General features: G+C 62.0%; 12 protein-coding genes and 3 pseudogenes. 3 read left to right on the plus strand and 12 right to left on the minus strand.

Annotated features, from left to right (window positions below; translation table 11 throughout):
* Positions 1-14: 14 nt before the first annotated feature.
* Positions 15-1,511 (plus strand): glycerol kinase GlpK, encoded by a 1,497-nt coding sequence (gene glpK / locus ACFQAU_RS21075; RefSeq protein ID WP_120352348.1) that lies wholly within the window; start codon positions 15-17, stop codon positions 1,509-1,511.
* A complete protein-coding gene (locus ACFQAU_RS21080; RefSeq protein ID WP_132445306.1) occupies positions 1,475-2,647 on the plus strand; it encodes an iron-containing alcohol dehydrogenase in 1,173 nt (390 codons plus the stop codon). The genes glpK and ACFQAU_RS21080 overlap by 37 nt, the downstream gene beginning before the upstream one ends.
* Positions 2,648-2,683: 36 nt before the next feature.
* Here ACFQAU_RS21080 and ACFQAU_RS21085 read toward each other — a convergent pair whose 3' ends face one another.
* The 9 genes and pseudogenes from ACFQAU_RS21085 to ACFQAU_RS21125 form a co-directional block, all read right to left on the minus strand.
* Positions 2,684-4,078, minus strand: coding sequence for a M20 family metallopeptidase (locus ACFQAU_RS21085; RefSeq protein WP_132445303.1), 1,395 nt, complete (start codon positions 4,076-4,078; stop codon positions 2,684-2,686).
* 91 nt (positions 4,079-4,169) lie between these two features.
* Positions 4,170-5,453, minus strand: coding sequence for a gamma-glutamyltransferase (locus ACFQAU_RS21090; RefSeq protein WP_386285090.1), 1,284 nt, complete (start codon positions 5,451-5,453; stop codon positions 4,170-4,172).
* Positions 5,450-5,662, minus strand: a complete 213-nt coding sequence (locus ACFQAU_RS21095) for a gamma-glutamyltransferase (RefSeq protein WP_386285093.1) — start codon at positions 5,660-5,662, stop codon at positions 5,450-5,452. Before ACFQAU_RS21095 ends, ACFQAU_RS21090 begins: the two co-directional genes overlap by 4 nt.
* A 4-nt stretch (positions 5,663-5,666) precedes the next feature.
* Positions 5,667-6,659, minus strand: a pseudogene (locus tag ACFQAU_RS21100) (ABC transporter ATP-binding protein).
* Positions 6,656-7,654, minus strand: coding sequence for an ABC transporter ATP-binding protein (locus tag ACFQAU_RS21105; protein ID WP_132445297.1), 999 nt, complete (start codon positions 7,652-7,654; stop codon positions 6,656-6,658). Before ACFQAU_RS21105 ends, ACFQAU_RS21100 begins: the two are co-directional and overlap by 4 nt.
* A gap of 3 nt (positions 7,655-7,657) precedes the next feature.
* Positions 7,658-8,497: an ABC transporter permease gene (locus ACFQAU_RS21110; protein WP_386285123.1), complete on the minus strand. Its 840-nt coding sequence runs from the start codon at positions 8,495-8,497 to the stop codon at positions 7,658-7,660.
* A 63-nt stretch (positions 8,498-8,560) separates the two neighbouring features.
* The gene (locus ACFQAU_RS21115; protein ID WP_132445294.1) at positions 8,561-9,478 is read right to left on the minus strand and encodes an ABC transporter permease; all 918 of its coding nucleotides are present in this window, start codon (positions 9,476-9,478) and stop codon (positions 8,561-8,563) included.
* A gap of 113 nt (positions 9,479-9,591) precedes the next feature.
* Complete coding sequence (locus tag ACFQAU_RS21120; protein WP_386285110.1) at positions 9,592-10,074, minus strand: periplasmic substrate-binding domain-containing protein; 483 nt, start codon at positions 10,072-10,074, stop codon at positions 9,592-9,594.
* Positions 10,041-11,108 carry an ABC transporter substrate-binding protein gene (locus ACFQAU_RS21125; protein WP_386284857.1) on the minus strand — a complete coding sequence of 356 codons (1,068 nt, stop codon included), beginning with the start codon at positions 11,106-11,108 and terminating at the stop codon, positions 10,041-10,043. Before ACFQAU_RS21125 ends, ACFQAU_RS21120 begins: the two co-directional genes overlap by 34 nt.
* A gap of 165 nt (positions 11,109-11,273) precedes the next feature.
* Here ACFQAU_RS21125 and ACFQAU_RS21130 point away from each other — a divergent pair, with 165 nt between their 5' ends.
* Positions 11,274-12,056 carry an IclR family transcriptional regulator gene (locus ACFQAU_RS21130; protein ID WP_067936249.1) on the plus strand — a complete coding sequence of 261 codons (783 nt, stop codon included), beginning with the start codon at positions 11,274-11,276 and terminating at the stop codon, positions 12,054-12,056.
* Positions 12,057-12,093: 37 nt separating this feature from the next.
* Here ACFQAU_RS21130 and ACFQAU_RS21135 read toward each other — a convergent pair whose 3' ends face one another.
* The 3 genes and pseudogenes from ACFQAU_RS21135 to ACFQAU_RS21145 form a co-directional block, all read right to left on the minus strand.
* Positions 12,094-12,852 carry a catalase-related domain-containing protein gene (locus tag ACFQAU_RS21135; protein ID WP_386285096.1) on the minus strand — a complete coding sequence of 253 codons (759 nt, stop codon included), beginning with the start codon at positions 12,850-12,852 and terminating at the stop codon, positions 12,094-12,096.
* Positions 12,853-12,992: 140 nt separating this feature from the next.
* Positions 12,993-14,154, minus strand: a pseudogene (gene katE, locus ACFQAU_RS21140) (catalase); the annotation flags it as partial.
* Positions 14,155-14,254: 100 nt separating this feature from the next.
* Positions 14,255-14,864: pseudogene (locus tag ACFQAU_RS21145) on the minus strand (hypothetical protein); the annotation flags it as partial.

Consider the following 14,864-nt stretch of genomic DNA (forward strand, 5'->3'; position numbering starts at 1 on the left):
CCGGGGGCTGCGCCATGACCCATATCCTCGCCATTGATCAAGGAACCACATCCTCGCGGGCGATCCTTTTTGACGGCAACATGGCCGTGACGGCCACCGCCCAAGAAGAGTTTCCGCAGCATTTCCCCCGTTCCGGCTGGGTTGAGCATGATCCCGGCGATCTGTGGTCCACCACTGCGGGCACCTGCCGCGCGGTGATCGAAAAAGCAGGCCTGCGCCCCGATGACATCACCGCCATCGGCATCACCAACCAACGTGAGACGACGCTGGTCTGGGACGCCAAGACCGGCCAGCCAGTCTATAACGCCATCGTTTGGCAAGACCGCCGCACTGCCGATTTCTGCCGCGCGCTGCGCGAGAGTGGTGACGACAAGATCATCACCGAACGCACGGGCCTGCTGGCCGATCCTTATTTCTCCGGCACCAAGCTGAAGTGGATTTTGGATAACGTCGACGGGGCGCGCGACCGCGCACAGGCGGGCGAGTTGCTTTTCGGCACGGTCGACAGCTACCTGATCTGGAAGCTCACAGGCGGCGCGCGCCATGTGACTGATGCCACCAACGCCGCGCGCACCATGCTTTATGACATTCACAAGGGCCGATGGAGCACGACGATCTGCAAGATGTTCGACATTCCCGTCGAGATGCTGCCCGAGGTCAAAGACTGCGCCGCCGATTTCGGCATGACCCGTCCCGATCTGTTTGGCCGCGAGATTCCGATCCTTGGTGTGGCAGGCGACCAGCAGGCGGCGACCATCGGGCAGGCTTGCTTCCAACCGGGCATGATGAAGTCGACCTATGGCACGGGCTGTTTTGCGCTGCTGAATACGGGCGAAACGGCGGTGACTTCAACCAATCGCCTGCTGACCACCATCGCCTATCAACTCGACGGCAAGCCAACCTATGCGCTCGAAGGGTCGATTTTCGTCGCTGGTGCCGTGGTGCAATGGCTGCGCGACGGGCTCAAGATGATCCGCGAGGCGAGCGAGACTCAAGCACTGGCCGAACAGGCCGATCCGCATCAGAATGTGGTGCTGGTGCCCGCCTTCGTCGGCCTCGGTGCGCCTTACTGGAACGCGGAGTGTCGCGGCGCGATCTATGGGCTGACGCGCAACTCCGGCCCCGCGGAACTGGCCCGCGCGGCGCTGGAAAGCGTCGGCTACCAGACCCGCGATTTGCTGGAGGCGATGCAGGCGGATTGGGCCGCACAGGGGCAGGCGGGCGAGATCGCCACCCTGCGTGTCGACGGCGGGATGAGCGCCAGTGACTGGGCGATGCAGTTCCTGTCCGACGTGATCGGCGCCTCGGTCGACCGTCCTGATGTGCTGGAAACCACGGCGCTTGGTGCGGCATGGTTGGCGGGGCAGCGGGCGGGCATCTATCCGGACATGGAAGGCTTTGCCCGCGAATGGGCGCTTGATCGGCGGTTTGAAATGGAGATGGATGCGGCGACGCGGGATGAGAAATACGGCGCATGGAAGCGCGCTGTGAACGCCACGTTGCAATTCTGATGGAGGGGATCGCAGCCTTTGGTTTCGCCACCGCTGGGCGCATCCGCTTTGGCCGTGGGACCGCTTCAGAAGCCGTCGACGCCGCGCTCAGCTTTGGCCGCCGGGTGCTGATTTTACGCGGTGGTTCCGTCGCTTGGGTCGATGAGCTCAGCCGCGAACTGACGGCGGCTGGATGTGACGTGACCGAGGTCCGCAGCAGCGGCGAACCCTCGGTCGAGGATGTCCGCTCTGCCGCTCTGGCAGGGCGCGGAGCGCAGGTGGTGCTGGGCGTCGGCGGAGGGGCGGTCATCGACCTTGCCAAAGCCGCAGCGGCGCTGATCCCGTCGGATTGCGACGTGATGGAACATCTCGAAGTCGTGGGCGCGGGCAAGCCGCTGCAAGCCGACCCGCTGCCGATGATCGCGATCCCGACCACCGCGGGCACCGGGGCCGAGGTCACCAAAAACGCCGTTATCGCCGTGACGCAAGCCGCGCGAAAAGTCAGCCTGCGCGACGACCGAATGCTGCCGCGTTTGGCCTTGGTCGATCCTGCGCTGACGGATGGCGCGCCGCGCGGCGTCACGTTGGGGTCGGGCCTTGATGCGTTGGTGCAGGTGATCGAGCCCTATCTTTCAAGCAAAGCCAACCCGCTCAGCGATGCGCTCTGCCGTGCCGCGATTCCGCAGGGGATTGCCGCGCTCAAACGTCTGGCGGCGGGCGAAGACCCTGCCGCGCGGGACGCGATGGCCTATGTCAGCCTGTCGGGCGGTTTGGCGCTGGCGAATGCGGGCCTCGGCGCGGTGCATGGGCTGGCCGGTGTGATCGGCGGGCAGTTTGGCGCGCCGCATGGGTTGATTTGTGGGCGTCTGCTGGGGCCGGTGCTGGCCGCCAATAGTGATGTGCTCGGTGCCTCCCGGCGGTTTTCAGAAGTGCAGACATGGCTGGCAGAGGGTTTTGATCTGCCCGAGACCGGCACATTCACCGCCCTCTCGGCCCTGCTTGACGATTGGGGGCTGGAGCGTCTGAACCGCTGGATCCCCGAAGGGACCGACCTTGTAGAGACTGCGCAGGAAGCGGCGGCGTCTTCCTCCATGCGGGCAAACCCCTGCGCCCTCAGCCAAGATGCGCTGGAAAATTGCATCCGGGCTGCGCTGTAAGTCGGGCAGGGGCCGGTTGCCCCCGCCCGTTTGTTCTCACGCGGCACGCGGCGGTGTATTGCCGTCGCCCAGGTCCCAGAACACGCCCGCCATCACCCGCAGCGCATCGCGGCAGACGGGTTTCAGCACATGTTCATCCGGCGCGTGCTGCGAACAGCTGCGATAGGAATGCGGCACCCAGACCGTCGGCAGACCCAGAATATCGCTGAAACTGTCGTTGGGCAGGGAGCCTGCAAGGTTCGGCAGGATATGTGGCGCTTTTCCGGCGCTTTTCGTGAGGGAGGCCGCCACGAACTTCACCCAAGGGTGATCCGCATCCAGCCGCGTCGCGCGGAAGAAGCCACGGTCATGCGGCTCGATCCGCACCTCCTCAAACCCGTGTTTATCAAGGTGGCGGCGCAGCGCGGGCAAGATGTCTTCGGGATCGGTACCGACCACATAACGCAATTGGCAGGTGGCGGTGGCATAGGCCGAGATCGCGTTGACCGGCGCTTCGGGGACGCCGCTTTTCATCGCGAGAATGGCAAAGCTGTTCCAGCCATAGGCGCGCTCGACCGGGGACAGGTCTTCTTCGCCCCAGTCGGTGTCGATGGCGGGGCCATCATCGCTTTCGATCGGCAGGTCTTTCAGCGCGTCGCGGACCGAAGGTGTCAGACTGTCAGGGCGCCATTCAGCGATCTGGATTTGCCCGCGTTTGTCGGTGATGGTCGCCAGCGCTTGGGCCAAGATCATCGCCGGATCGGCAAGCAAGCCACCCCAATTGCCCGAGTGATGCGCCCCGTCGCGTTTGTCGATGATCAGATCGAAAGAGACCCCGCCGCGCGAGCCCATGAACATGGTCGGCACATCGGGTTGCAGGCGCGGCCCGTCCGAGGCGATCAACACATCCGCCGTCAGCTTCTCGCGATGTTCGGTAAAGAACTCTGGCAAGCCCGCGCTGCCGGTCTCTTCGCTCATCTCGATCACGATGCGGCAGTTGAACCCCAGCTTGCCGCGGGTCTTCAGCACGGCTTCCAGCGCCGCGATATTGATCAGGTGTTGGCCTTTGTTGTCGGCGGTGCCACGACCATACAGCTTGTCGCCTTCCTCAACCAGTTTGAAGGGATGCAGCCCCTCGCGCCACTGGTCGGTTTGGGCGCGGATCACGTCGCCATGGCCATAGGTCAGCACGGTCGGCAGATCGTCGCCCTCGCGGCGCTCACCGACCAAAAGCGGCCCGCCGCGTGGGTCGGGGTTGTCGTGCAGCGAACAGGTAAAGCCCATCGCGGTCAGGCGCGGCTTCATCGTCTCGGTCAGGTAGCGCATGAGTTCAGGCGCTTGGTCGGGGTTCTGGCTTTCGGTCTCGTAAGAGACGAGGGTGCCCAATTCGGATTGGAATGTGCCGTCGTCGAAATAGGTCGTGATCGCTTGGATCGCGCTGTCGCGGGTCATGCTTAAAGGTCCTTTGTCATATCTTCGGAAACGGCGTCGCCCCAGGGCGACATGATCTCGGTGCAGCCGGAATTGCGCCCCGCGTCGCGCATTACACCTGCCGGGCAGGCAAAGGCGTAGGGAAAGATCGTGCGCTTTGTTTCGGCGACGGTGCTGTCTTCGCGCAGACGGTCCAGCACATCGCGCGGCAGGTCTTCGTCGGCAATGAGTTGGTTCGCGTCCGAAGCGTCGATCCGGGGCGCGTGGAAGCTTTCCTCCAACGACATGTCGAAATCGGTGACGAAGGACGACAATTGCGCCACCGCGCCGAGGATCTTGCGCCCGCCGGAGGCCAAAAGGCAAAGCGTTTTTCACCCTGTTCGCCGACCACCGGGCAGACGTTCATCAAGCAGCGTTTGTCCGGGCCGAGCGAGTTTGGGCGGCCCTGAACGGGATCGAACCACATGATGCCGTTGTTCATCAAAAACCCGGTCGACGGCGAGACGACCCGCGAGCCGAAGATCGACAGCAGTGTCTGGGTCTGCGCCACCATATTGCCGTGACGGTCGACGACCGAGAAATGCGTGGTGCAGCCCGGGGCCTCGGGGCTTTCGCCGGTGTCGCCCATCGATCCGAGCCGCCGCGCATAAGCGCCCTTTAGCGCCGCAGCCATCGCGGCATAGCTGTCGGGGCCGGGAGCGCTGCCGAGGTCTTCGGTTTCCAGCGAGGCAAAGGTATCGCGGAAGGTCGGGCCAGCGGTCAGCCCCGGCACGACATGGAACCGCGCGTCGCGGTAGGCGAAATCGAGCGGTGCGTGGAACTCGGCCCGGTAGGCTTGCAGGTCGTCGCGGCTGAGGCAGCCGCCTTTCTCCTGCACATCCCGCGCCATCGCGGCCCCGAGGTCTCCATCATAAAGCGCGCGCGCCCCGTGCCGCGCGATCTGGTCAAGGCTGTCGGCCATGCGCGATTGATCCAGCCGTTTTTCGGCCAGCGCGGTCCAACCGCTGATCGTCGGCCATTGCCCATCTTCGAGGAAAACCGCCGCAGCGTCGGCATCTTTGGCCAATTCGCGGGTGCAAGAGGCGATGACGAGTGCGGCATACCAATCCACCAACAGACCCTGCCGGGCATGTTCAATTGCTGGGACAAGCAGCTCGGCCCAAGGCATTTTGCCGAAACGTTCATGCGCCCGGCCCAACCCATCGACCACACCCGGCACGGCAATTGCCGTAGCACCCTGCACGTTACGGTCGCCTTCGACATGCTCCCACGGGAACAGATCGCCCGCCTTGCCGCGCCCGCTGAGCGGATAGTTCGCCGGGTCTAGCGCGCCGGGGCTGCGCATACCGTGGTTTAGCGCATGGGCCTGACCTTCTTTAGCGCGCCAAAGCATCATTGCCCCGCCCCGGCAGGGCCGCTCATCCATGGCTCCAGCACCCCGATGACGAATGAGGTGGCCACGGCCGCGTCTACCGCATCGCCCCCCGCCGCGAGAACTTCGGCCCCCGCGATTGCTGCCAGACGGTGCTGTGCAGCGACGACGCCATGTTCGGTTTCGATGACGGTTTTGCGGGTTTGACTGCTGTGCGACAGGTTCGATGACATGGGATTACTCTTGCTCGTACATGGGGGTTTCCGGATCGTGCAAATGGCAGGCGACATGCCCCTGCGGGATCGGGGTGTGACGCGGGGCCTTTTGCGTGCAGAGGTCCGTCGCACGCGGGCAACGGGGATGGAAGTGGCAGCCCGGCGGCGGCGCGATCGGGTTGGGGTAGGCCATGCCAAGCTGCGTGTCCGGCACGCCCAAACCCGGCTCGGGCGTCAGGACAGATTTCAGCAGCGCCTGTGTGTAGGGGTGACGCGGGGCGTCGAAGAGCCCGGCAACCGAGTTCTGCTCCACGATCTCGCCCAGATACATCACCGCCACGCGCGTGGCGAGGTGTTCGACCACCGCAAGATCGTGACTGATGAAGAGGTAAGTCAGGCCGAATTCTTCGCGCAGCTCGCCCAGAAGGTTAAGAATTTGGCTCTGCACCGACACATCCAGCGCCGAGGTCGGCTCGTCGCAGATCACCACCTCGGGCTTCATGATCAGCGCGCGGGCAATCGCCACACGTTGGCGTTGGCCGCCCGACATCTGGCTGGGGTAGGTGTTCATCACCCGCTGCGGCAGGCCGACAACGTCGAGGATTTCTTTGACCTTCTGCTTGCGGCTGGCCTCATCACCGATGCCATGCACGCGCAGGGGCAGGGAGATCACGTCATAGATGCTTTTGCGTGGGTTGAGCGAGGAATAAGGGTCTTGAAAGATCGGCTGGATGCGCCGCGCCAGCGCCAGACGACCCTGCTGCGTGATCTCTTCGCCGTCGATTTTGACATGACCGGCGGTGGGCTGTTCCAGCCCCAAAAGGATCTTGGCGAGGGTGGATTTACCGCAACCGGATTCGCCGACGAGGCCCAGCACCTCCCCTTGCCCAGTTGCAGCGATACGTCGTTCACAGCCGTCAGCGGTTTGACCTTGCCGAACATGCCCTGTTTCACCCGGTAGGTCTTGCTGACGCCCGAAAGCTCCAGCACCGGGGGTGTTTACGCTGTCCTTCATACGGTCAGCTCCTTCTCGGAATGGCGTTTGCCATCGGGGAAAATGCAGCGGAAGGCGTGGCTGCCCTCCTCTCTTTTCGGGATCTCGCCCCGGCATTCGGCAACCGCATGGGGGCAACGGGTGCGGAAGACGCAGCCCTCGACCTCGCCCACGAGCGAGGGCACGATGCCCGGGATGGTGCCCAGTTTCGCGCCGCGGTCGGTCTTGCCGGGCAGTGGGATGCAGCGCAGCAGCCCGCGGGTGTAGGGATGCGAGGGGGCGCCAAAGATGTCGCCCACCGGGCCGGTCTCAACCAACTCGCCCGCATACATCGCGGCGACCTTGTCGGCCACGCGGGCCACGACACCGAGGTCATGGGTGATCAAGATCACCGCCATGTTCATCTCGCGGCCAAGATCGTGCAGCAGCCGCAGGATCTGTGCTTGGATCGTCACGTCGAGCGCGGTTGTCGGCTCATCCGCGATGATCAGTTCCGGCTCGCACATCAGCGCCATGGCGATCATCACACGCTGGCGCAGACCGCCCGAGAGCTGGTGCGGATACTGCGAAAGACGGCTCTCTGCGGCGGTGATGCCGACTTTCTCCAGCAATTCAATCGCCCGGTCCCGCGCCTGCTGGCGGCTGACCTTGCGGTGCAAGAGCAGCGCCTCGGCCAATTGGTCGCCGATCGTATAGGCGGGGTTCAGCGAGGTCATCGGCTCTTGAAAGATCATCGCCATCCGCGCGCCGCGCAGTTTGCGCATCTGGCCTTGGCTGGCGGTGGTCAACTCGGTCCCGTCAAAGGTCATCCGATCCGCGTTTCGCTTGATGGATTTGCCCAAAAGCCCCATCAGCGCGAGCGAGGTGAGCGATTTGCCCGACCCGCTTTCGCCAACGATACACAGGGTCTCGCCACGGTTAAGGTCAAAGTCGATCCCACGCACCGCATGCAGGGTGCCGCTGCCCGTGGGAATGTCGAGCCGCAGGTTGCGGACGCTCAGAAGTGGTTCTGTCATGGGTCAGCTCCGGTTTTCGGGGGCGGTCACGTCGCGCAGGCCGTCACCCATCAGGTTGATCGCCAGCACCAGCACAAAGAGGACGGCACCGGGGATCAGCACAAGCCACGGCTCGAACAGCATCATGTTCTTACCTTCAGAGACCATAAGTCCCCAGCTTGGCGTCGGCGGTTGCACCCCAAGGCCAAGGAACGACAGTGCCGCTTCCAGCAGGATCGCGTGGGCCATTTCCAGCGTCACGACAACGATCAGATTGTTGGCGATATTGGGCATGATCTCAGACAAAAGGATGCGCGGGGTGGAGGCACCGATGACCTGAGCCGCCGCCACGTATTCGCGCCGCCGCACCTGCATGGTCGAGGCGCGCATCACCACGGCGAAACGATCCCAGAGCAGCAGACCCAGAACGCCGATCACGACCTGTAGCGAACCGCCAAGGATCGCCACAACCGCGAGGGCCACCAGCACCACCGGCATCGCCAGACGTACGTTGATCAGGAAGGTCACGACCGCATCGACTTTGCCACCGAAGTAGCCCGCAGCCACGCCCATGGCCGTGCCAATCACGCCCGAGATCAGCGCCGCCACGGCCCCGATCAACAGGGAAATCCGCGCACCATAGATCAGGCGCGACAGATAATCGCGGCCAAGGTGGTCGGTGCCCAAGGGATGCTCCCAATCGCCGCCAAGGAACACAGGCGGCTCCATCCGGGTCATCAGGCTTTGCGCATAGGGGTCATGGGGTGCGATCCATGGGGCGAGGATCGCGATGATCGTGAGGATGATCAGAACGATCGCCCCGATCAGCAGACCTTGGTGCCCAAAGACGCGCTTGCGCAGCATCTGGCCGGGGGTCGGGCCGGTGATTTCGTCCAAAGGCTGTCATGTGTACCAGCGGTGATCATGTCAGCTGCTCCTCATGCGGGGGTCGAGCCATGCATTCAGCACGTCTGCGAGGAAGGTGAAAACGATGTAGAACATCGAGAAAATCAGGATCAGTGCCTGTACGGTGGGCAGGTCATTCCGCGCGATGCTTTCCCACGCCAGATAGCCTGCGCCATGCAGCGCAAAGATCGATTCAACCACGATGGAGCCGCCCAGCATGAAGCCCATCTGCACGGCGGCAAGGCTCACCACCGGGATGATCGCGTTGCGCAGCGCATGGCGGAACAGCACGCGGCGTTCATTGGCCCCCTTGGCCCGCGCGGTGCGGATATAGTCGGAGTTCAGAACATCCAGCATCCCGGCGCGCGTCAGGCGCATGATGGCGGGCATCGCGTAATAGCCCAGCACGATGGTCGGTAGAATGAAATGACGCCAAGTCTCGGTGCCCGATGGCGGTAGCCAGCCCAGTTGGATCGCAAAGACAACAATCAGGATCAAACCGAACCAAAAGCTGGGCATCGCTTGCCCGGCGACCGAGATGAACAGCGCTACACGGTCAATGATCGAATTGGGACGGATCGCGGCGACCACGCCAAGCGGCACGGCAGTCAGCAGCGCGAAGGTGATGCCGCAGACGCCCAGTATCATGGTAACACTGAGACGGTCGGCAATGAGCGAGGCAACCGGCAGGCGGAAATAGTAGCTCTCGCCAAAATCGCCCTGAATGGCCGAGAACAGCCATTCGCTATATTGCACCAACATGGGCCGGTCGAACCCGTAGAGACGGCGCAGCGCCTCGATGTCTTCGCCACTGGCGGTTTCGCCCGCAAGTGCTGCGGCGGGGTCGCCCGACAGGAACAGCAGGCTAAAGCTGATAAACGACACGGTAAAGGCCACGAGAAGGGCCAGTCCCAAGCGTTTGAGAATGAATTGAAGCACGGGTGCAACTACCTTGAGGCTGCGCCGCAGCGGATGGCCTGCCGCGTGGGTCTGGGTGGGGTGCGGAAAAAAGCAGGGCAGGGGCACCGAGCACGGCGCCCCTGCGGATCGGTTTACTTCCAGCTGGCCGTGGTGAAGCGCAGAACTTCGTCGGCTGTGGGCGTGTAGTCCACCTCGTTGGTGGTCACGTAGTTGGTGTTGTAGGAGAACATCGGCGCCCAATAGGCTTCCTCGGTGATGCGTTCGATCGCTTTGGAGTAGTTCTCTTTGCGGACCTCTGGGTCGGTCGAGCTGTCGGCTGTGTTGAGGTATTCCAGCGTCTCATCGTCCATCGCATAGTCGAGCGAGCCATGTTTGAAGAACTGGCTGACCATGGCAGAGGCATCGTTGATCGAATAGCTGCCCCATGTCTGGAACGACACGGCGGTTTCGCCTTTCATGTTCTGCTCACGCAGGGCGGAATACTGCAACATCTTGAAGTTGGTATCGATGCCCACAGCGTTCAGGTAGCTTGAGATCGCTTCGGCATATTCGCGGTCGCGGTAGGCATAGAAGTCGATAGTCAGACCGTCTTCATAGCCCGCTTCGGCCAGCAGTTCCTTGGCCTTCTCGGGGTTGTACTCATACTCGACCGCCGCCTCTTCGTCGCAGCCAAACTGGCTGGGGAAGCAGGGGTGTAGACGACTTTGGACTTACCCTTGAGCAGCGCGTCGACCAGTTCCTGACGGTTGATCGCGTGGTTCACCGCTTTGCGCACGCGGATGTCGGTGAAGGGGCTGTCTTCGGAACGGCCCGCCGCATCCAACGTCAGATAACCCACACGCATGGTGGATTCGTTGGAGACCTGAAACTCATCCCGCTCGGCCAGTTTCTCGGCTTGGTCCGAAGGCACCTGCCAGATCAGGTCGAGCGACCCGCTGAACAGTTCCGCCATCTGGGTGTTCACATCCGGGATGGTGCGGATGTCGACGTTTTTGATGCTGGGCTTGCCTTTGGGGCTGTCATGGTAGCCTTCGTAGGCTTCCAGTTTGAAGTGCTGGCCGGGGACGACTTCGGTCACTTTGTAAGGGCCGGTTCCGACGGGTTTGAGGCCCATGCCTTCGGGGCCAGCTTCTTCGTAGTAGTCGCTGGGGTACATCGACACGGGGCCGGACAGGAATTCGATGGCCGCTGGGAATTTCTCTTTCAGCATGATCCGCACGGTGTAATCGTCGATCTTCTCGGCCGATTTCATCCAGTTCACGTTGCGCTGTGTTTTCACGCCGTTGGCCTCATCGGCCACGTAGTTGACGGTGAACACCACGTCATCGGCGGTGAAGTCCGACCCGTCGTGGAATTTCACACCTTCGCGCAGTTTGAATTCGATGGTCGTGTCGTCGATCCATTCCCATTCGGTGGCGAGGTTGCCCATGTATTCGTTGCTGACCGGATCGCGGTAGATCAACCCGTCCCAGACGGCGCGCTGCAGCACAACGCCTTCGCGCGATGAGTTGAAGTAGCTGTCGACGTTCTCAAGTTCTTTGGTGAAGGCGACGTTCAGCGTGTCGTCTGCCTTGTCCGCCCAAGCCGCACCCGTGGCGGCGGCAAGGATAAGGCCGGTGATGGTAGATTTCAGGACCGTGGATTTCATGGTCAACTCCCCTGTTGGTTTACGAATTCGGTTTCGTATCGTTTTTGACTTGCGAAGCGTATCATATAATAATACTTGATATCGCTATACGATTAGTAAACGCAATGAGCTTGGCATACGTCAAGCCCCGGTTTGAACAATTGGGCCGGTTTCAGGGGTAGGTGATTGGAAAAGAAGCAAAATACGCTCTATGTGGGATCACTTGCCAAGGGGCTGCGACTGCTCCGCGCTTTTGATGAATCGCATACGGAATTGTCACTGGTAGAGCTGGCCGCGCGCAGCGGGCTGGACAAAAGTGCCGTGCAACGCCTTGCGAATACGCTGCATATCGAAGGCATGTTGGAGAAGGATCCGGCCACCCGGCGCTATCGCCCCTCCCATGCATGGCTCGAACTGGCCTATGCTTATTACTGGTCAGATCAACTGGTCGGGCAGGCGATTCCCAAGCTGATCGACCTCAGCCAAGAGATCGGTGAGACGGTGAATCTGGCCGAGCTTTCCAAGGACCATATCATCTACGTCAGCCGCTTGCCCTGCCAACGGACCTACTTCGCGGCGACGGTGATCGGGCGGCGGCTGCCTGCGCTTTCGACATCGGCGGGGCGGGCGATCATCTCGACCTTCTCGCCCGAAGACCGGGAAGAGGCGATTGAGACTTGGCCGCTCAAGCCCTTTACCGCGCGCACCACGATGGACCGCGCCACGATCCGCAACAGCATCAATGAGGCCGTCCAACATGGCCATGCGATTTCAAGCGATCAGATGATTCTGTCAGAGATCGGTGTGGCTTGCCCGATCACCGGCCCAGACGGGCGCGCCTTTGCGGCGGTGCAATGTTCGGTCTCGGCTCACACCTGGACGCGCGAGCGGATCAGGGCCGAAATTCTGCCGCGGTTGCAGGACACGGCGAACGCGATTTCACCATCCTCACAGGTGCATCGGCGCTAGAAAAAGGCCGGAGCATTTCGCCCCGGCCTTTGATTTCTTATTCCCAGTTCAGCTTTTCTTCTCGCTGCCAGAACCGCAGCTTGCGGCAGGACTGAAGGAAGTCACCCGCATTCTCGGCAGAGACTTCCACCGTGCCCTCGTCCTTCTCAACGCCGGCGGCATTGAGCAGCGGATCGGCGGCTTTGGTCCACGCGATGAATTTGTTATGCGCAAAGGCGTCCGAGACGAAATCCTGCGAGGGTTTGTTCTTGGCGATCTTGTCAGCCTTTTCGTCGCCAAAGACCAAGGCCACCGCGTCAAAGACCACCGACGGCCCGCCGTCGATCTTTTCATCCGCCGCGCGGGTGCTGCCATCTGACAGGGTGACCCCTTGGATATGCGGCGTCACGATCGCGACCATCGCGCCCTCGTCGGCGAACGTTTTCTCCAAGGCTTCCACGATCGACGCATCGGCGCCCTCCGTCAGGAACAGACCCAGCTTGCGGCCCGCGAAAGTGTTCGGCGGGTTTTTCAGAATGCTGAGCGCATCTGATGGCGGCAGATCGGTGATCGGGGTCCGGGCGGGTGTGGCCGGTTCCGGCATCTCGGTCACGCCAAGACCTTCGGCCACTTGTTTGGCCAGATCGTCATGCACGTTCATCAGATGCGACAGCATCCGCAGGCGAATGCGCTCTTCCTGACATTTCGACAGTTCGAACGTATAGGCCGCCGCGATATGCTGCTGTTCGATCTCTGTCTGGCTGATGTAGAACTGCCGCGCTTGGCTGTAGTGGTCGGCGAATGTCTCAGAGCGCACGCGCTGTTTGGTGCCGCTGACCTCTTCCGCGTAGCTCTTGAACCCAATCTCCGGGTTTTCCCGGGGCCGCCATCTTCGCCCCAGCTGTTGGGCTCATAGTTCACCCGGCCTTTGGGGTTGTGCATCGCCATATGGCCGTCTTGTTGGAAGTGATGAAACGGGCATTTCGGCGCGTTGATCGGAATATGGGTAAAGTTCGGCCCCCAGGCGTTTGATCTGCGTGTCGAGATACGAGAAGTTCCGCCCTTGCAGCAGCGGGTCATTCGTGTGGTCGATCCCGCGCACGATGTTCTGGGTGCAAAAGGCCACCTGCTCGGTCTCGGCAAAAAAGTTGTCGACGTTGGCATCCAACGTCAGCGTGCCAATGATGCGCACCGGCACCTGTTCTTCGGGGATCAGCTTGGTCGCGTCGAGGATGTCGAACTCAAAGTTATCGGCGAATTCGTCGTCAAAGACCTGAATGCCCAGATCCCACTGCGGGAAATCGCCCGCGTCGATGGCATCCCACATGTCGCGGCGGTGGAAATCTGGGTCCGCCCCGTTGATTTTGAGCGCCTCGTTCCAGACCACCGATTGCACACCTTGCTTGGGCTTCCAGTGGAACTTGACGTAATGGGATTTGCCCTCGGCATTGACCAGCCGGAAGGTGTGGACGCCAAAGCCTTCCATGAAGCGGAAGGAGCGTGGGATCGCCCGGTCAGACATCTGCCACAGAGTCATGTGGATCGCCTCGGGAGAGAGCGACACGAAATCCCAGAAGTTGTCATGCGCCGATTGCGCCTGCGGGAAACCACGGTCGGGGGCGGGTTTGACAGAGTGGATGAGGTCGGGGAATTTGATCGCGTCTTGGATGAAGAACACGGGGATGTTGTTGCCGACCAAGTCCCAATTGCCCTCTTTGGTGTAGAACTTCGTGGCAAAGCCGCGCACGTCACGGGCCAGATCAAAGGACCCTTTGTTGCCCGCGACGGTTGAGAAGCGGGTGAAGGTCGGGGTCTTTTCGCCGACGCGCTGGAAAATATCAGCGGCAGAAAGCTCGGGGATCGCTTCTTTGAGTTCGAAATGCCCATGCACCCCGTAGCCGCGGGCGTGAACGACACGCTCTGGAATGCGCTCGTGATCGAAATGGAACATCTTTTCGCGAAAAACGTGATCTTCCATCAAGACCGGGCCGCGCGGGCCTGCTTTGAGCGAGTTTTGATCATCCGCGATCGGACCGCCCTGCGCGGTCGTCATCGTCTTTTCACGGTCCGTGGTTTGCTGGCGGGGTTCACCGCCTTTGCCAAGTTCTTTGTCTGTCATGATCTTTCTCCACAGCGCCCCCGGAAATAATCGGGAGGATTTCTTGCTAATATGTGGCGGGCACAGATGGCCGCTCCAGAGGGGCGGCAATCGCCCGACCCTATGAAAGTTCAACCGCCCCGGCGGTGCGGGGTTCCGATGTTTCTGCGACCTGAGCGGGAAAGTTCTCGCCCCTCCAGCAATTGGCTGGCGCCTGACCGGGCGACGCGGTTGCTTCCTCTCCCTCTGGCAGGTTTAGAAAGGCGCGCAGCTTCGCGATATGCGCAGGCAGTTCTCGGACCGGGACGCGCTGCGGTTGCGGAACCTGTGCGGGCCAGCACCCCAAAGTGCCGCGCTGCACCTGATCAAGAAGGGTCGCTACATTCGGCAAACAGTCGTCGGCCAAATATTCCGTTCCGGCCAGCCGAATACGCAGGGTATCCGCCATTCCGCCCGCCGCCCGTCCGACAAGCCTGCAAGAGGCTTCGACCCAGATGTCATCCGCGTGATGCACCCGAAGGCCCGCCGCCCGCGCGGCGCGGATGATCGCGCGGTCCTCGCCGCAGGGGATCGGGGCGAAGCCGCCGACGGCCTCATAGGCCGGGCGGGTAAAGCCAAGGCTGGCCCCCGGTGCTTCGCCGTGGCTGTTTTGCAGATCGGCGCAGTTGGGGGCATGGCGGGCGTAGAGTTCCAGCACCAAGCGGCGATAGGCGGACTCATTGGCCTCTAGG

It is taken from the genome of Sulfitobacter profundi (genome assembly GCF_042661425.1).
GTDB lineage: Bacteria > Pseudomonadota > Alphaproteobacteria > Rhodobacterales > Rhodobacteraceae > Sulfitobacter > Sulfitobacter profundi.